Here is a 19,658-nt window from a genome sequence, read left to right on the forward strand (position 1 = left end):
AGTTATTTCTTCAGTTCATTCATCAGTTGTTGGGCTTTGTCCGCTTGCAGGGATACGAAGTAGTAGAAGGCTTGCGACAGAATCTTCTGTGCCGCCGCATCCTTGGCATACTCTTTTTCCAGCACGTACCAGCGGTACACGTCTTTCAGTACACTCTCGCTATAAGTGACGCCGGCAAACTGTTGCAGGGCGGTCAGATAGCGGTATTCCCATTCTTGCGTAGGTTCGATGTTAGTACCTTCGCCAAAGTCGTTCCAGGTGATTAGTTGCAGATGGTCCAGTCCGGCGGTTCGGGCGGCTTCCAATTGGCGGGTGAAGAGGGCGCCGTTTTCGGAGTCTACCTTCACGTGGGGATTGTCTCCCCATCCGCCTTCTTTATAGTAGGCATCAAAGCCGGGCATGGCACCTCCCATAAACACGTTGAACTTGTCTTTTTGCTCATAGGCCTTTTCTGGTTGCGCGTCTACCCACAGATATTCTCCGGCGGCATTCGTGTACTGGCTGTTGTTGGCCGTACTGGCTGAGAATGTGTAGAGCGTAAGGAAAGTGGGGCGGGTTTTCAGGCTTCCCAGCACGTCGTTCCATTCTTCAGGGGTTTGTATGGTTTGCGGGCCGAAGGTCATCAGCAGCGGTTTGCTGTTTATCCGGATGTAGCAGTCCTTGCTGAAGAAGCTGTTTTCCAGATATTTCAGGTCTTGCTTGGCTTGAGTCAGTTGTCCCTGTTTGCTCAGGTCCTTCAAGGTCTGGTCTTCGTAGACGATGGCTAACTCCAGTCCGGCACGTTCCACGGCTTTGACGAGCGCTTCCGTATTCCGCTTGTTGGCGGGGTAGTCCCATTTGTCCTGGATGCCGTACCAATCAACCAGTATTCCGTCTATGCCGGAATACTTCATCAGCAGGAGGTGGTAGTTCAGCACGTCGGTATCACTGGAGGCATACGGGCCGATGAGCGGGTAGTAACGGGAAGCTATTTCCCGTTTTCCGTTGCTGTTCACTTTGTCCGGGTTGCAGTTGCTCATGGTCCAGTGTTGTCCCCATGTGCCGTTGTTGCTGGCGGGGTCTTCAAACCACGGCATATAGTGCACGTATAGCTTCATGGGGTTCGTCTTGGTCACGGCCACGGGATCCAGCGCTCCGGGCAGGACGGGTTCTCCGCCACCGTTACCGGGAGAATCGTTTCCGCTGCTGCAAGCACCTGCTCCGAGCAGGAGCAGGAGGCAACAAATAATGGCTTTTATCAGCTTCATGACAGTTCGTTTTATTAGGTCCTTATAGATAATCCGGATTCTGTTTCAGATTCGGATTCTTGTCGAGCACTGATTGAGGAATGGGGAATACTCCCTTGTAAGTAGGAGTCGCATCCTTGTTCCACCAAGGCTGGAAATAGGTACCGAAGCGAATGTTCACCGTCCGGCGCAAACCTTCGAATACGAACTCATGCAACCACTCTTTATCCAGATCTTCTTCCGTTACCGCTGCCAATGGTGCCACTAGGGCACGGCCGCGAAGCTGGTTCACCAATAGCAATGCGTTGCCGTCGAATCCCAGGCGGAAGTTGGCTTCGGCCCTCATCAGCAAGATTTCGGCATAGCGCATCAGCACCCAGTCATTATCGCGTTCCCAGATGTCATCCGTCTTCCAAGCGTACTTGTTGAGGCGGGCACCGGCAGCTTGCGGGGCTTTTTCGTAAGGCTCTATCTCTTCGGTATAATTCAGTGGAGTACCGTCTTTCTGGCAACTTAGCGGTGCACCGGTAGCCATATTGTACTGTTGTCCTACCATGAGAGACTTACGGCGGATGTCCGTTTCATCGAATGAGGAATATACGCCCGGCTGTGCGGAGATACCGTTTCCGCACCAGGGATAACTGCCGTCGATGGAGAAAGCCCAAGTCTGGTTGTATTCGAAAGTCATGGATGCCAGATAGTTTCCTACTGTACCTTCTTTATGGTCGTAAGGAATGGCAAAGATGATTTCCTTTGATTTTTCATTGTCCTGTGCAAAGTTTGCGAAGTAATCGGTTTCCAGAGAGTAGCCGCTCACCTTATCGCAGGCATCAAGACATTCCTGCCAACGCGGTGTACCTGTGTATACTTCCGCATTTAGATAGAGGCGTGCCAACAGTGTGTAGCCTACGTTTTGGTTGAAGGTGGCATAGACGGCTCCGCTGGGTAGCAACGGGAGGATTTCCTTCAACTCCTTTTCTACAAAATTGAATACTTCCTGGCGTGTGGACAGTTTTGGGAGTTCCTTCTGCGTATAGTCCGTTACGATGGGCACACTGCCGAACTGGTCGAGCATCTGATAGTAATAATAGGCCCGCAATCCGCGGAGTTCGGCCTTTACGGTGGCTTTTGCCTCGTCTGTCAGTGCCGAACTATCTACTTGGTAGATGATGGCATTCACATTGCCGATACCCTGGAAGGCATAGTTCCATAATGACAGCACCAGTGTGCTGTTGGCGGTCCATTGGTGATATTGTATTTCGCGATATTGCCCGGCATCGTCCCAGTCACCGGTATCGCGGGTGGGAACGCAGGCTTCATCAGAGGCGCATTCCAGCATGAAGAACACGTACTCGCTGCACGGATAGCAATTGACACCTCCGTTGCTCGAATCGAATCCGCGCAACGTGGAGTAAGCGCCAGATACAATGGTTTTTACCTCCGCAGGAGTTTGTCCGTATTCGTCCATGGATACCTTGTCATAAAGAGTTTCGCTCAGATCGGTGCAGGCACCCAGGGCAAGCGATGAAATCAGAAAGGCTGATATGATTCTATTTTTCATAATCGTCATTTATTTAGTCAGATTAAAAGGAAATATTGAGTCCCAGTGAGAAAGTGCGGGGACGTGGATAACTATCGAAACGGTCGATACCCGGAGCATCCAGACCGCTCATGTTCACTTCAGGGTCGATGCCGCTGTAGCCGGTTATGACAAAGAGATTTTCACCGGTTACGTAGACGCGTATCTTTTCCAGACCGATTTTCTTGATTCCCGGGAGGGTATACCCCAGTGTCACGGATTGCAAGCGGAAGAATGAACCGCTCTCAATCCAGTAGTCAGAGTATACGGGAGTGCTCTGGATTCCGCTTTTCAAGAAGTCGTCCGTAACGTTCTGGGCGGGAAGGCGGGTAGGACTGCTCATGCTGATGGCAGTAGCGTTCAGTACCTTTTGTCCGAACATGCCATAGCCGGAGAAAGCGAAGTCGAAATCTTTGTAAGCCATGTTCATGCCGAAACCGAGGTTGAACTTGGGCTGGGCGCTGCCCAGGTATTGTTCAATGGGTTTTCCGGTTTCGTCCGTCTCCAGGATATATTCACCGTTTTCGTTCAGTCCGTTGCATTTGGGGCCGTAGAAGGCACCGGCGGGATATCCTTCTTTGATAATCTGCGAGTACATGCCCGACATACCGGGCAGGCCATGCAGTGAACCCGATTTCAAGCCTACAGCCTGATAGTCACTGTTGGACAGTTTGGTGATTTCCTGTTCGTTATAGGCAAAGGTCAGGTTCGCATCCAGCGTCAGGTCCTTTTGCCGCAGGATACTGGCACTCAGGCTGACTTCGATTCCTTTGTTCACCAGGTCGCCCACGTTGGCAAGCATGGTACCTACCAGATAAGGCGGTTGCGGTACGGGGTAAGTCCACAGCAAGTCACTCGTTTTCTTGTGATACGCTTCGATGGTACCGTTGATGCGGTTGAAGATGCCGAAGTCGATACCAACGTTGAACTGTGCGGTCGATTCCCATTTCAGGTCGGGGTTGACGTTCTGCGTCGGGGTATATGATTTCTTCCATACACCTGTAGCCGCATCATAATAAGAAGCACCGTTCGCCGAGAGGATAGCCAGAGATTTGTATTCGCCGATGCCATCCTGATTACCGGTTACTCCGTAGCCTGCACGTAGTTTCAGGTTGTTCAGCCAGGAAGAAGTGCCTTGCATGAATGCTTCGTCGGAGATACGCCATGCCAAGGATACGGAGGGGAACATACCCCATTTGTGGTTTTCGCCGAAGCGCGAGGAACCGTCGCGGCGCAGGGTGGCGGTGAGCATGTACTTGCCCATCAGGTTGTAGTTGACGCGTCCGAAGAAGGAAACCAGTTTCGAGTTGCCTTTGTAAGAGTAGACGTCTCCTGCACGGTAGTCGGAACCGGCGGCCAGGTTGTTGTACAGGAATGCATCCGTGTCGAAACCGCTGCGGGTGGAGCCGAATCCTTCGTATGTATTGTCGAGGTAAGAGTAACCGGTCATTGCGTTCAACCTGTGAATTCCGGCGAACTCCAGGTCGTAGTTCAGATAGGCTTCAATCTGTTTGTTGGTATATTCGGCTAAGGTGCGCTGTCCCCATCCTTTCTCTGTTTTGCCTTCCATCATGGCATACGTGGGTTTGTAGAGTCGCCCTTGCAGGGAGTTGTACTCATACGAACCGTTGGCAACAGCTTTCAATCCTTTCACCAGGTCCAACTCTATCTTTCCGTAGCCCAGGAAGCGGTGGCGTGAGCTGTCGTCTTCGCGGTTGGTCAATATTTCTACGGGGTTCTCGTTCAGCGTACCGCCGATGTTGGTGAAGCTGCCGTTCTTGTCTCTTACGGGCAGGGTAGGGTTCAGGTTCAGTGAACGCTCGAAGATGCGGTTATCGATAGGATTCCATTTGTCGAAGTTGCCACTGACGCCGGCTTCAAGGCGCAAACGTCCGTTCCAGCCGTTCTGGAAGGCGGAAAGGCTGCCGGTAAGGCGGTCCAGGTCATTGCGCTTGATGATACCCTGATTGTGCTGGTAGGTTACCGAAGCACGGTATCCGCTATTCTTGCGGGTGCTACTGAAAAATACATTGTGGGAGTGTGAGATAGCTGTGCGCTGTATTTCTTTCTGCCAGTTGGTGTCACCTCCGTAATCGGTGGCGGAGGCTATGTTGTTGTCGCGAACATAAGCCCTCCACTGGTTGGCGGAAAGCAGGTCCAGATTGTTGGCTGCGGAGCTGATGGCAACATAGCCGTTGTATTCGATGCTTTTACGCTCTACATCTGAAGAAGCGCGATTGGTGGTAACGATGATAACACCGTTGGCTCCGCGCGAACCGTAGATAGCTGCGGCGGAAGCATCCTTCAATACGTCGATAGAAACAATCTCAGAAGGTTGTACGGTATTGAAATCCACACCGGGAATGCCGTCCACTACTACGAGTGGAGAGTTGGAAGCGGAAAGGGAAGTACCGCCACGCAAACGGATGGATGCGCCTACCGTAGGGTCACCGGAACTTTGCACTACCGATAAACCGGCAATTTTACCTTGCAGCAGTTGCTCTGCACTGGTGATGATGCCCTGTTTCATATCTTTCTGGCTGACGGAAGCAATGGCTCCGGTAAGGTCCGATTTACGCATGGTGCCGTAACCTATGCCAACGATGACCGTCTCCTGCAAGGTGATGGCATCTTCTTCCAGCACGATGGTCAGGTTCTGTCCGGCAGCCACCTTTTGTGACACGTAGCCGATGAACGAAACTTCCAGTATGCTGCCTTTGGGACATTCCAGTGTGAAGTGACCGTCCGGATTGGTGATAGTGCCCGTGGCTGTGTCCAGTACCTTTACATTGGCTCCGATCAGAGGCTCCTGGTTTCTGTCCAATACCTTACCGCTGGCAGTGATGGTCTGTGCCCATGCACTTTGTCCGAATCCTGCGAGAGTGAAGAATACGAGCAGGAAACAAATATGATTTATATATTTATTTTTCATGGTTCTTGTATGATTAATTATTTATTCGACTTCCGACAGGGATACCAATGGGATGGTGGTGTTCACTATTTCTACACCGTTCTTATGGCTTACTTTCACGGTGATCTTGTCTACACCGTTTTCCCCCGCCAGTTCTTTCAGCAGGTTGACGTGGGCAAGGCGTTCGGCCAGTGTTCCTTCAAACTCACCGGTGATGGTCTTGCTGCCCGCTGTAATCGTATATTCCAGTCCCCGGCTGCTCTTTTCGTTGTTGATGCGTATCAGCGTGAGGATGTCATGCTGCGTGAATTGTTGCGGGAAGAAGAAGAATTCCGGCGTCAGGGCTGTGGCGTCCACCTTGTATTCATCATCGGGACTCTTCAAGCCCCAGTCGGGGTTGTGCGAGATGAAGAAATATTGTATCGTTTCCATTTCGTAGAACTCATCTATGCCCCAATAATTCGTGGGGATCAGTGAAATCTTGTACAGTCCGTCGCCCAAAGAGGAGAGTCTGGTTTTTTCCACGATTTCAGGCTTGTACATTTCGCCGTCCACTTTATGATCCCAACCATTCAGTCCCGACACCAGGTGTATGGATTCGAATTCCTGACCGGCGAAGGGCAGATCGTTTGCCGTCAGTACGGAGGCGTTCACCAGGATGGTTACTTCATCGTTGTTGCCGAACTGCTGCGGATAGAACATATTGGCCTTTCCCGATTCTTTGAACTCTTTCAGTGTCTGGCGTGGATCGGACATGGCGAATTCTTTGGTGCAGAGTCCGTCGTGCTTCTCTTTCAGTTGCATCCAGAAGCCCGGGAAATCGTTGAATTTAGCAAGGTCGCAGTTGAAGTACACGGTAGGTATGAGTGTCTTTTTGTAGATACCTTTTCCCACGTACTCCAGTTTGGCGAAGTCGGAAGAATTATCGCGGTTGCCCGCATCGGGTTCGCTGGGTTCCCATGCCCATAGATAGAGGTCCAGCCCTTCTTCGAATCCGAGTCCGGACACATCGAAGTACCAGGTTACTTCTTCATCAAAAGCATATATGGCAGGTACTGTCCAAAACTGGGGGAGCGTATTACTTACATATTCGGCAGAGGCGGTGCCCGGGAGCATCATCCATACTAAAGCTATTAAAGCCATTAATTTACTTTTCATAATGTGTTTCTCCTTCCTTATTTGGCAGCAGGCGCCAGTTCATAATTATATGATATGAATACTTTTCCTTTGGCTGAGCGTGTCAGCTTCAGTCCCAGAATGGCGGTGGAACCGGGCACTGACGAAACAGTCAGTTGACCTGTTTTCTGACTTTTTGAGGCGTCAGAATACAGATACATTACGGTTGGAGATCCGTCGGTATTGTAGAAATCGTTGCTCAGTTCCCAGTATCCGTTGGTGGGGAACAGGGCGGGGGCATCTCCACTTACCTGGAAAGTTGTAGGGCGTCGGCTCTCATCGAGTTGCAGATTGAGCTTGAAGGTGGTGAAATCAAAGCTTTGGGTAAGCTCCATGGTGGTGTACTTGGCACCGCTTGCTTTTCCGGCTTCGTCCACTTGTTGCAGAGTGCGCAGGCTCCATGTTCCCTGCAGTTTTTCGTAAAGAGTGATAGGCTCTACGTAGGAACCATCCTCAGTATCGTTGCAGGCGGTAAATAGGGCACCGGTCATCAACGACAGTAGTAGTAAAGCATACAAAGGTTTCAATGCTTTCATAGGTTGTAGTTTTTTTAAGTGAATAAATAAATAGGTTAACTCTCTAAAGCAATGCATTGGTCGAGGGAAGGGTTTCTTCCGGTTGACATTGCAAAGCTACAGGGTTTGGAGGGGAAAGTGAAAATAAATAGGAATTGTATAATGCTTTTTGGGCTTTGTATTTTAGCAAATCGCTTGTTATCAGTATGTAACGGTTTTTTTAAAGGTGGGTTTGTATAAGGGAAATATTCTTCTTTTTCCTTCTTTTTTCTATTTCCCTTAGTGCTTGGTGTCTCAATCTATTGCGGCGTCACGGAGGCAATCTCCATAATCTTGGGTTCAAACAACTCGTTTGGAACAAGCGATTTGTTTTTCACGCGAGTCTTATAAGTATTGATGGTGTGAACTGAGTAGTTCAGGAATTTGGCAATGCGTTCCGGTTCGCAGATACCCAAGCGTATCAGTGCGAAGATGCGCATTTCGGAAGAGAGAGATTTCTCATGATCTCCGCGTGTACGCTCTTCGACAGGGAAGAGGTTGTTGTAGGAAGTGATGAAACCGGGGAATAACTTCAGGAATGTCTCATCGAAAGACGCATACATATTATCACGCTCTTTGTTCAGGTCGGACTCTTTGAACGAGGTGCGCAGGTCCTCGAACTGACGGGCGGCGATCTTCCGGTTAATCATCTTGTAGAGGCTTTCCATTTTGTCTATATACTCAGAATTGAGATAGAAGGAATAGCCGATGTACTCATCTTTGATGTTGTTGGCTTCGGACAGGAGGTCGTTCGTCTGCTGCAACTGTGTGTTACGTTCTTCGATGGTATGACGGGCAGAGCGCAACTTTTTCATCTGTTTATAGATGATGAGCGTAGCGGTCAGCAGCAGAATGAAAAGCAGGGATACAAGGGAGACAAATCCTATCAGCACGTTCCGTTGCTTCTTTACAATGTCGAAACGATCCTGCTCGATAATGGGCAGAATGGAGCCTACCTCTATCTTCCGGTGGCGGGCATTGTAGAAGTTGGCGTCTTCCAGTGCCAGCCGCACATAGTTGTTGGCACGGTTGATGTCACCCCGTTCGTAAAGCAAACCGGCGAGCACGCGCAAAGCGGTGGTTTCTTTGGTGGCGGAACGAATATCTCCGATGGCGGCACGTATCAGGTAAATCATAGCACGTTCCTTATCGTTGAGCTCGTAGTACATCCAGCCCAGACTGGACGAAATAATAGCTTCTGTATGTGGGTCTATATCTTTTCTTTCCAGTAGTGTCATGAATGAATGTATGGAAGCATCGTACTGTCGTTCTTTCATTTGCTTTTGTCCTACGGCGTACCACCATTTCAGCGATTTTTCGGGAAGAAGCCTTAGCAATGAATCGGTATAGAGACTTCCCTTTTCAATATATTCGTTTTGGAAAGGAGCTTCGTGGTTATAGTCAGCAATGTCGTAGTATAACCGGCTGTACAGGGAGTAACAGGCTATCCGGCTGGAGAGGGACACGTCTGTAATATCAATTCTGCTTATCACATCGAAAGCTTCTTTGAACAGTCCCGAGGACAACAGGCAGAATACGATTCCTCCGTTTGCTTCTGCTACGTATCCCCGGTTGTGCAGTTTCTCTGCCAGGTGCAGGGATCTGTTGGCGTAGATATAGGCTGAGTCGTACTTATAGGATTTATATTCGTCGAACAGGTGGATGGAGGCTTCGTAACGTTTCTCGTCGGATACGGCTTCCCCAAGTTTCCGTCGCCATTCGGCTATCTGCTTCTCTTTCCGGTCGATATATTGCTTGCTGTTTGCCAGGTGGGTGTCCAGTTGCACGAGCATAGTATCCAAAGGCAGGGAGGCAGAATACCCTCTGAGGCAACCGGTAACGGATAACAGGAAAAGGAGGAAGAGGCTTTTTTTCATTGTATTACGTATAGGTTCATGTCTTTTTTTCCTAACGGGGTTCTGCAAATGTAGGAGAATAAATTGAAAAATCAATATCATTCTGACACTTTGTACTGCCTCATATCTCTTTCTTCTTTTCTTTATATTGCGTTGGAGTCTTCCCTGTATACTGCTTGAACGCTGTACTGAAATAGCTGGGAGTGGTGAATCCGGTTTCCTCCGCAATCTCAGCAAATGTCATATCTGTATTGGCTATTAACTTGATTGCTTTTTCTATCCGGAATTTATTGATATACTCATTTGCCCCCATGCCGGTAAGCGCTTTCAGCTTATTGTAAAGCGATGAACGACCTACTCCCATCTCCTTGCACATCAATTTGATGCCCAGTTCCGTATTGCTTAAGTTTTCCTGGACAATCTTATTCATTTTTAGTAAGAAAGTCTCGTCAGCCTGGCTGAACGTACTCTCTTCCGGGGCGGGAATTACTCCCATATCCATGTATCTCTGCTTGATACATTCCCGGTTCTTCAGTCGGTTACGAATCATTCCCATGAGCATTTCCACTTCGAAAGGCTTTGTTAGGTAAGCATCTGCTCCATTCTTGTAGCCGCTCAGTTGGCTTTGTTTGTCGTCTTTCGCCGTCAGCAGAATAATGGGAATATGGCTGATGGTAATGTCCTCTTTGATGTTTCTGCATAGTTCATATCCATTCATACGGGGCATCATCACATCGCTGACAATAATGTCCGGAATATGATTCTTGGCAAGTTGGATAGCCTCTACGCCATCTTTGGCAGTAATCACCCGCTTGAAACATTCTCCTAATACTTTCTTCAGGAAATCTGTCATATCTGGGTTATCGTCCACTGCCAGGACTGTGTAAGGGGTGGTATCGAATGTTTCCTTCTCAGCAGAGGCGGGTTCACTGTTGTCGTCCAGCATCAGTTCATTCAGATATGCTTTCGGCTGGCAGATAACCTCTTCCGGTTCTTGTTTCAGCGGCAATTCGAAGAAGAAAGTAGCTCCTGCTTCCTGGTTGTCCCGTGCACCAATGGTGCCACCGTGAAGCTCTACCAGAATTTTGGAATAGGACAGGCCGATTCCCGTTCCACTCTGTTCTCCGGTTCCTTGGTAGAAGCGGGTAAAGAGTTTGTCCGTGTCCACTTGCTGCAATCCGCATCCCTGGTCGATGATGGAGATGCGCACTGTTCCTGCTTCGGGGCATAATTCTGAATCAATGGTTATTTCCGTGTCTTGCGGACTATGTTTCAGCGCATTGATAAGCAGGTTGCTCAGGATGATTTCGCACTTGTCCTTGTCGAAGCTGACTATGCCTATCTGTGGGTCGAGTTGGTAGCGGATATGGATATTCTTCGCATCCCCCTCGCTGATGAAATCTTGCGATATATGCTCAATCCATTGGTTGAGCGGATGAGGCTGTATGAACAGTTTGCTTTCCCCTACTTCCATTTTTCGAACATCGAGCACCATGTTAATCAGGTTCTTCATGCGTTGTGACTGGCGGTAGATACCTTTTAGCGGCAGGTATTGAGTGTCTCCGGGCGAGAGGGATTTCAATATCCGGCAGAGTGGCGCGTGGATTAATGTCAGTGGAGTGCGCAGTTCGTGGCTGATGTTGATAAGAAAGCGTACTTTCTCCTCGTACGTCTGTTTTTCATGTTCTTTCATGGCCCACTTCAGCTTTTCTGCGTTGCGTTTCAACGTCCTGCGCACAGCCTCGATAATGATGGCTGTAACCAGAAGGGCGCAACCAAGTGTGAACCACCATGTCCGGTACCAGGGAGGAAGTACTATCAATTCCAATATCTCCTGATTGGGAATCCAGCTGCCGTCTTTAGTGGTGCATGAAGCCATGATTTTGTAATTGCCCGGTGGTAGCGACCGGATAGCCAGTTCCGGACTGTACTGTTCGATGTATTGGTCATTCAGCCCTTCAATCTGATACCGGTATGCTTTTTGCCGAAATATATCTTCTTCTCTGGACATGATGCGAATGTTGATATTGCTGTTCCACGAAACGGAAACTTTCACCGGGCTTTTGTATATCTTTTCATTGGCCGACTCGCCGTTGATAATAACATCCAGTAGTTGGAGTTCCGGTGACTCGGATGTATTGAGAAAGAGCTGTCCGTCGATGCGTAGCAATCCCCTCACCCCGCCTATATAGGCATCTCCCTGTTTGTTTACCAGCCGTGAATTGGGCAGGTACTCGTTCTGTATGGCACCGTTCGACTCGCCGAAAAGTACAAACTTCTGTTCTTTGATGAGCCAGGCAAAAAGCATATTATCAGCGCCTACCCAAACTTTTCCTTTCCGGTCGCACAGCACCATGTTGACTTCAGTGAACAGATTGGTAGGAATATGTACTTGCGCTTTCGTAACCGGGTCATAGTGAATCAGTCCGAAATTACTTCCTATCCAAAAGCGTCCGTATTTATCCTGAGAGGCGGAACTGATGACTGTGTCCCTGTAGCACTCGAAGACCGTTTTCAGTTGTGAAGTGCGGTTGTCCAGTCCATAGATGTGTTTGAAGTCATTTATATAAGTCAGATTCCCGTCGTGCCTGAAGGGGACAAGCGTGCCTACGATATCCTTTCCTTCTTCTTCGGTGATGATGCTGAATGTTTTGTCTTTCAGATGATATTGGTAGATATGATCACCCAGAAGCAATACGGTGCTGGGAGTGTTCCGATACAAATTGACGGATTTCCCCCGGTTGCAGAGCCGTGTAGTGGTTTCTTTGTCGATGATGGTGAAGGGCTGTTTCTCCCCTGTTGCGGGGTTAAATTCAAATACTCCCTGTGAGAAAAGAGATATGAGCAATTTCCCGGGAGTAAAGTTGGTGATATAGGCTACTTTATCTCCCCAAGTGGAAGGATAGTATGTAAATTTCTCCGAATTCGGATTGAAGAGGTTGATACCTCCTCCGTCCGTACCTATCCATATACTGTCGGGCGATTGTTGGTAAAGGCTCCGTACGGTGCTGTTGCTTAGTCCGCGGTCGTTGCCGGGAACCACATCCGTGTAGGTTTTCATGGACACTTCCCGGATGCTGATTAAACCGTTGCAAGTGCTTCCTGCCCACATGTTATTGCTATAGTCATTGTGCAGGTAGAGAATGGAGTTGGCGGGAAGCGAATAGTTTTCCCGTCCCGGGATGTGCTCCAGTTGTGAGATTTTCCCGGTTTCCGGGTCAAGGATGTTGATGCCTCCTCCATCTGTGCCTATCCATAGTTGTCCTTCCCTTTCGGCAAGGCTTACTACGATGTTATTACTGAGGGAAGAATTGGTTGTGGTATACGTGGATAATGGTTTGCCGTCTGGCGAGAAACAATGCAGTCCGCCGTTGTAGGGCGCCACCCATATTCTTTTCTGCGTATCGGCAATCATACTCATGATTTCCAGTCCGCAGTCGAAAGGGGGACGCCTGTACTTTCCGGTTTGCAGGTCTACCAGCAACAATCCCATCCAGCGGCTGCAACAGAGCAGTGTTTGGGAGTCCCAGGGACAAAGTGCCGTGATTTTAAAAGATTTGGCATTGAAATATTGCAAGAGTTTGAAAGAGTCATCTTCATATCTATACATATAGATTCTGTCTTTACCTCCGAACAGGATGCCCTCCGGGACGGAACAGAAAGAATAGGCAGTGATGTAATTCCCGTCTTCGTCCGTAGGAAATGTGAAATTATTCCTTTCCCGTTGATAGCGGGCAATTCCTTTTTCGGTCAGTACCCAGATGTTATGCTGTTTGTCTTCGGCAATTTGATGAATCAGGTTGTGAGGCAGAGAGTTCGGGTCGTTTGCCTTGTGTGTGTATCTCTTAAGTTCGTGTCCGTCAAACTTTCCCAACCCTGCTCTGGTGCCTACCCATACAAATCCCTGCCCGTCTCTCAGGATACAGCGAACGTTGGATGGTAGTCCTTCTTTCACGGAAATTTGCTTGAAGTAGTAATGCTTTGCCTGAAGAGGATAGACAAGTATCAATTGCATGATAAATGTGAGACCCAGTGTCGTGAGAAATCCTTTTTTCATCTTAGTTGCAGATTAACTCTAACAAAGGTAAGCTTTTTTTTTCTTTAGACTATCTTCTGGCTTAGAGTTTTTTCAGACGGTCTTTCTTTAGGACCACCTCATATATCTTGCCTTTTGTGGTTTTGAACATGAGTTCATCGTCTCCGTACTTCACTTTACAGGGAGCTCCTGATTTTGAAAGGAATGTAGCTTTCTCCAACTTGCCCTCTTTCCATGAGATGGAGACCTCAAAATTACCTTTGGCGCAGATTCCGGTTATCGAACCGTTTCTCCAGGCGTCCGGAAGGGCGGGAAGCAGTTGGATGAATCCCATGTGACTTTGCAACAGCATCTCGGTTACTCCGGCCGTGCCTCCGAAGTTTCCATCAATCTGGAAAGGAGCGTGCGTGTCCCACAGATTGTCCAGGGTTCCGTTCTTCAGCAGATTACCGTATAATTTATAAGCATGGTTTCCATCTTGAAGCCGTGCCCATTGATTGAGTTTCCATCCCATACTCCATCCGGTGGCGCCATCTCCGCGGTGTTCAAGCACTACCCTGGCGGCTTGGGCCAGTTCGGGGGTGGTTACGGGAGAAATGGTGTGTCCCGGATGTAGTCCGAATAGATGGTTGACGTGGCGGTGTTCATCTTTCGGGTCGTCTATATCCGAAGACCATTCCAATAGTTGGCCGTAACGTCCTATACGATAGGGAACTAACTTTTCCAGTACATTCTCCCATTCTTTACGTTCGTTGGCGTCTACTCCAAGCACGCGGCTTGCTTGGATGGCATCCAGCAGTATTTCGCGTACTACGGCATGTGCAAAGGTGACTCCTTCGTCTACCGGCCCGTGCTCGGGTGAGGTGGAAGGGGCGGCAGTGTAAGTTCCGTCCGGCTTATGCCACAGATGGTCTACCGTGAATTGGGCGCTGCTTTTGATAAGCTCGTATCCTGTTTCTTGCAGGAACTTCTTGTCACGGGTGTAGTCGTAATACTCCCAGATATGTGTGGCTAACCAAGGTCCTGCAGTAGGGTTCAGGTTCCACGACATGGCTTCATTGGACAGAGGCGCTGTAAATCCAAAGATGTTGGCGGATATGGAGGCAGTCCATCCGCGGGCGTTGAAATAGGCTTGGGCTGTCTTCTCACCCGGTTTCACCAAGCTACGAATGAAGTCTATCAAAGGCCAGGTGCATTCTGAAAGATTAGTGGAACAAGCGGGCCAATAGTTCATCTGTATGTTGATGTTATTGTGATAATCCACTCTCCAGGGACCGTCCAGATTGTTGTGCCATATTCCTTGCAGATTTGCGGGCATATTGCCGGGGCGGGAGCTGGCAATGAGCAGATAGCGGCCGAACTGATAGTACAATTGTTCCAGTTGATAGTCCGGCATGCCTTTCTTATAATTAGCCAGACGTTGGTAAGTCGGCAGATTCGGGCTATTTTCCTCCGGATTGAGTTGCAGGCGAACCCGGTTGAAAAGGGAGGTGTAGTCGTTTTCATGGTTCCGGTACAATTCATCATATCCTTTCTGTAGGGCTTGGTTCATCATGGCTTGTGTGGTTTGTTCGGGGTCGTTGCCTACATAAGCTTTTGAATCTTTGAAGTCCGGGTTGAAGTTCATTTTATAGTCCGTATCTGCTGTGAGCAGGAATACCACTTCATCGGCATCCTTCACGATGAGGCGGTCATCTTCGGCTTTCAGTGTTCCCCCCTTGTGAATGGCTTTGATGCGGAAGGCAAATTTCATGCCGTTATTGTTGAGGATTCCGGTGTAGACCAGTCCATTATTCCCGTCTGCCTTGAGATGACTTTTTGCTTCGCTGTTGGGGCAATAGCTGAGTATGAGGTTCTGTTTCCCGGCCTTGCTGGCTGTGAACTTCATCACCATGACACTGTCCGGATATGATATGAAGTATTTGCGCTGATACTGCGTCCCGTCCTTGTCAAACTGCACCACTGCCATAGCGGAATCCAGTGACAGGATGCGGCGGTAATTGTCCATTCTGATTTCACTAAGTCCGGTTTCTATGTAAAGTTCTCCCATAGTAGTAAACGAGCCGAATCGGAACGGTGTTTCGTCCTTTTCTTCATAGGCGGCTAATCCGTTGAAGTTCTTTTGAGTGAGTAAGGCTGCCTTCTCTTGGTTACCGTCCAGAAAAGCCTGTCGGATTTCTTTCAGGACTTCTGCCGATTGTTTGTTGACGTTCCAATAGTAATCGGCTCCTTTGGCCGTATTAGGTCCTCCTTTCCAGAGGGTTTTTTCGTTGAGGGTGATTCGCTCGGCGGATATGGAACCTAAGATGTTGGCTCCCAGACTACCGTTTCCGATGGGTAGTGAGCGGCTTTCCCATGCCCGGTCGGGGTTGGCTCTTAATCCGGAAGCACGCAGCCAGATGGCTTGTCCGTCCAGGTTGTTGGGGGTGTCGAACCAAATGGAGAGTCCTTGAGTGTAATCGGTCGTTCCTATTGCCGAGGCGGATAAGGAGAAGAACATGTAGATAAAGAAGGATTGGAGCTTTTTCATACTATTATTTTTGTTGTTTAAAGGATTTTCTGTCAGCGAAACAGGTACATAAAAGTAATATGCCGCCAGTCACAATATTGAGTACAAAAATACGGGTTCTCTTTTATCTGCGTCACAAAAACAGCGTGTTATTTCTTTCAATTTTATCCAATATGCTTTCAAAAATCACTAAAAGAGTGTGAGATGTCCGGCGTTGAGGGAACGGCTTGTCCTGGCTGGGGGGGTGGAGAGATTTACCTTGCGGTATATCCACTGAATAAATCCTTTGTTATTGCTTGGAATTCAACATTTTCCCCTTACCTTTGTTATCATGAAAACAAAACAAGAGAAAGGAGACGAAATTATGGCAAGTAATTATATTCGTTTCGATTGGGCTATGAAGCGTTTATTGCGCAATAAAGCCAATTTCGGGGTACTCGAAGGACTTCTGACTACCCTGTTGAAAGAGACTATCACGATTCAAAAACTATTGGAAAGCGAAAGTAATCAGGAGGATGAATTTGATAAGTATAATCGCGTGGATATGCTTGCTGAGAACTCCAAAGGCGAGCTTATTCTGATTGAAGTCCAAAACAATAACGAATATGCTTATTTCCAGCGGATGTTGTTCGGCACTTCAAAGTTGGTAACCGAATACATTAATCGCGGAGAAGGCTACGATAAGGTGCGCAAAGTGTATAGTATCAATATTGTATACTTCTCTTTAGGCAGCGGAAAGGATATTGTATATCATGGGAAAACGGAATTTCGGGGGATACATGAAGGTGATGTACTGGAACTGACTCCTTTCCAGAAACAAACTTTTAAAGTGGACCACGTAAGCCAGCTTTATCCTGAGTATTATATCCTAAAAGTGAATGACTTTAATCAAGTGGCCAAAAGTCCTCTTGAAGAGTGGATCTATTATCTGAATACAGGGAATATCCCTGATACCGCTACGGCACCAGGTTTGCATGAAGCTCGCGAACGATTGACTCTGGATAGAATGAAGAAAGATGAACTGGGTGCTTATTATCGGCATCTGGATAACATCGTTATTCTTCGTGATAATATATTCACAGAGCGTGCTGAAGGTAGAGCTGAAGGTAGAGCTGAAGGTCGTGAAGAAGGCCGTGAAGAAGGTCGTGAAGAAGGTCGTGAAGAAGAACGTGTAGCCAATGCCCGTAAAATGAAGCTTAGAGGATTGGATAACATTATGATTTCCGATATTACCGGTCTGCCTATTGAAGATATTGATAAACTATAAAGAGTAATAGAATATATTTCTATAGGGGAAATCCTGCAAACTGATAATAATCATAGTTTGCAGGATTTCTTATATATGGGTAAGGCAACTGCTAAGCCTTTTTTATTTCATTGCTTGCCTATCAGGATCTATTTTGTTAGGCATTATTTTTTCATTCAACCATAGTTATTCTTGCGTTATACTATAGTTATCCGCAAGGAATACTATAGTTACCCTTGCGTTATACTATAGTAGAACGAATAAAGAATAGGCAATGAAGAAAGTCTTATTGGGCAATGAAGGAAGTTAGAATAGCATCCTTACGGAGAATCTGTTGTGGCGTCTTGTGTTCATACGTTTGGTTTAAAACGGTGAAATACCCTATTCTTAGTGATGAAACGGTCGTTTTTGGCGATTTCGAATATTAATGTGGTGATTCTTGAATGCCGGTCTGATAATGGCTTCATAACTTTGTCGCGTTAACATTGAATTGAATACGCTATGAAGACAAAATTTCTATTGGTTTCTATTAGTTTCTTTTTCTTTTTGATTTCATGCCGTCCTTATCCTGATAAAGTAGAGCAAGCGTTAATACTTTCGGGTAATCATAAAGAAGAACTGATTAAAGTTTTAGAATATTATAGGGATAAAGACGACTTAAAGTTTGATGCAGCTTGTTTTCTGATTGGCAATATGCCCTATCACAAAAGTAAAATTCAGCAGGAACTTCCTGCTGCCTACTACTGCTATTTTAGAAAGATAGACTCCATCTGTCGTACAGATTCGGATGCTGTTAAAGACGAATCTTTGAAACGTTGTTTAGGGAAAATTTTTGATTCTATTCCTATTCCGCTTGAAACTCAAAGTAAACCGGATATTCAATTCCTTTCGGCAGACTATCTGATAGATAATATTGAACTTGCTTTTGATGAATGGCAGAGTTCTGCTTTGTTAAGACAACTTTCTTTTGATGATTTTAAAGAGTGGATACTTCCTTATCGGACTGTAGATGAATCGCTGGTGGATGATAAACGAACTTTGAGGTCTATCATTTTTGAGAGGCTGACAGAAGAGGGTATGACTGATATACGTAAGCCTATTGATTGCTATCGGAAATATGTAAGGTTGCAAAAAGAAATGAATGATTATATAACCTCTTCGCATCATGTTGGCCCATTTGATCCATTTATTCCTGCTTTTAAAATGGATTGTCATAATTTAGCGGCGAGGACATGCAACTATTTTCGTGCATGTGGCATTCCCGTAGTATATGAGTTTACCCCTCAATGGCCGGATAAAGATAGTAAGCACTATTGGTGTGCTTCGCCTGATTCTAATCATGTATTGCAACCTTATACTCCACCTTATAATAACTTAAGGGAAGATTGGGATTCTAATCTGAAATATGTGGGAAAGGTATTTCAAAGAACATTTGGTGCTATTGAAAATTCCCCCTATTTCCTTAAAAATAAAGGTGAGATTGTTCCATCTTATTTTGATGTTGCTACTATAAAGGATGTCACTGAGCGATATCATTTGTGCAAAGCCCTGACTATTCCTATAAAATGTAATTCGCCCAATAATCTGGCATATTTATCTTTTTTCAATACAAAGGAAAACCTAATGCCTGTGGCATGGGGCGAAGTAAATAAGTGCAAACGTTCGGTGACATTTCTTCAGGTACCTGTCAATATGCTTTTCTTTCCCACTTATATGTCGGAAGATGGAGGGCTCTCCTGTTTCGGCAACCCTTTTATTTTTAGATATGATAGCGTTACGAAACAAGTTGTCTGTAAAGAGGCGGGGAAGGAGACCGGAGTAAAGATTCCGATGCACTTGTTGCGTAAATATCCCTCCAAGAAACATTTGGATGAATCCAGAAAAACTTTGCAGGGGGCACACTTACTGGGTGCTGATGATTGGGATGGACCTTATGACACTCTTTTTGTTATTAAAAATGTCCCGGGACCCTATTGGCAAGAGTATTGCTTTAGTAATCTGCATAAATACCGTTATTATCGCTTTGCTCCTAAAGATGGATTACCCATGGACATTGCCGAGTTTGAATTTCTTGGCAAGAAAGATACTAAACACTCATATAGTATTCCGACTAAACTTCCTGTTTTCTCAAAGGCGATGGAGAATGTCGAATCAGATGAATATATGAAGGTAGAGGGTACTCCTATGAAAACCGGCCCGCTTTATTCTAATTTCTTTGATGGGGATCCGGAGACTTACACTCGGTGGGGGTATCTTGGAATGGACTTTAAATCGCCTGTTTGTGTTTCTCGAATAAGGTTACTTCCACGAACGGCACTGAATATGATTGAACCTAGTCAACGTTATCAATTATTGTATTTTAAAGATGGGAGCTGGATCGAACATGCAATACTCGTTTCCAGATATAATTATCTGGATATTGATTCAGTTCCTGCCGGAACAGTGTATTGGTTGCGGAATCTTGATAAAGGAAACGAGGAATTGCCTTTCTTTTATGAAAATGGGAAGCAAATATTTATAAACCGATATACGCAATAAGAAAGTCTGATGGGTATGTTGCTACTA

10 protein-coding genes are annotated in these 19,658 nt (G+C 46.9%); 2 read left to right on the top strand and 8 right to left on the bottom strand.

All coding sequences use genetic code 11. The annotated features are described in order from the left end of the window. Positions 1-2 precede the first annotated feature (2 nt). The 8 genes from K6V21_RS06655 to K6V21_RS06690 form a co-directional block, all read right to left on the bottom strand. Positions 3-1,247, bottom strand: coding sequence for a glycoside hydrolase family 71/99-like protein (locus K6V21_RS06655; protein ID WP_224321296.1), 1,245 nt, complete (start codon positions 1,245-1,247; stop codon positions 3-5). A gap of 22 nt (positions 1,248-1,269) precedes the next feature. Continuing rightward, positions 1,270-2,787, bottom strand: coding sequence for a RagB/SusD family nutrient uptake outer membrane protein (locus K6V21_RS06660; RefSeq protein ID WP_224321297.1), 1,518 nt, complete (start codon positions 2,785-2,787; stop codon positions 1,270-1,272). 22 nt (positions 2,788-2,809) lie between these two features. Then, entirely contained in the window at positions 2,810-5,737 is a 2,928-nt protein-coding gene (locus K6V21_RS06665) for a SusC/RagA family TonB-linked outer membrane protein (protein ID WP_224321298.1), read from the bottom strand. Positions 5,738-5,758: 21 nt separating this feature from the next. Then, positions 5,759-6,874: a hypothetical protein gene (locus K6V21_RS06670; protein WP_224321299.1), complete on the bottom strand. Its 1,116-nt coding sequence runs from the start codon at positions 6,872-6,874 to the stop codon at positions 5,759-5,761. A gap of 17 nt (positions 6,875-6,891) precedes the next feature. Continuing rightward, positions 6,892-7,428 (bottom strand): DUF5004 domain-containing protein, encoded by a 537-nt coding sequence (locus K6V21_RS06675; protein ID WP_224321300.1) that lies wholly within the window; start codon positions 7,426-7,428, stop codon positions 6,892-6,894. 278 nt (positions 7,429-7,706) lie between these two features. Beyond that, positions 7,707-9,323 (bottom strand): DUF6377 domain-containing protein, encoded by a 1,617-nt coding sequence (locus K6V21_RS06680; RefSeq protein WP_224321301.1) that lies wholly within the window; start codon positions 9,321-9,323, stop codon positions 7,707-7,709. A gap of 100 nt (positions 9,324-9,423) precedes the next feature. Next, complete coding sequence (locus K6V21_RS06685; protein ID WP_408912653.1) at positions 9,424-13,359, bottom strand: hybrid sensor histidine kinase/response regulator transcription factor; 3,936 nt, start codon at positions 13,357-13,359, stop codon at positions 9,424-9,426. Between the two features lie 61 nt (positions 13,360-13,420). After that, the gene (locus K6V21_RS06690) at positions 13,421-15,868 is read right to left on the bottom strand and encodes a glycosyl hydrolase family 95 catalytic domain-containing protein (RefSeq protein WP_224321302.1); all 2,448 of its coding nucleotides are present in this window, start codon (positions 15,866-15,868) and stop codon (positions 13,421-13,423) included. 310 nt (positions 15,869-16,178) lie between these two features. Between K6V21_RS06690 and K6V21_RS06695 the strand changes: the two genes are divergently transcribed. After that, positions 16,179-17,114 (top strand): Rpn family recombination-promoting nuclease/putative transposase, encoded by a 936-nt coding sequence (locus tag K6V21_RS06695; RefSeq protein ID WP_217713033.1) that lies wholly within the window; start codon positions 16,179-16,181, stop codon positions 17,112-17,114. A gap of 480 nt (positions 17,115-17,594) precedes the next feature. Further along, positions 17,595-19,631 carry a hypothetical protein gene (locus K6V21_RS06700; protein ID WP_217713032.1) on the top strand — a complete coding sequence of 679 codons (2,037 nt, stop codon included), beginning with the start codon at positions 17,595-17,597 and terminating at the stop codon, positions 19,629-19,631. The last annotated feature ends 27 nt before the right edge of the window (positions 19,632-19,658 follow it).

The sequence above is a fragment of the Bacteroides cellulosilyticus genome (assembly GCF_020091405.1).
Lineage (GTDB): Bacteria > Bacteroidota > Bacteroidia > Bacteroidales > Bacteroidaceae > Bacteroides.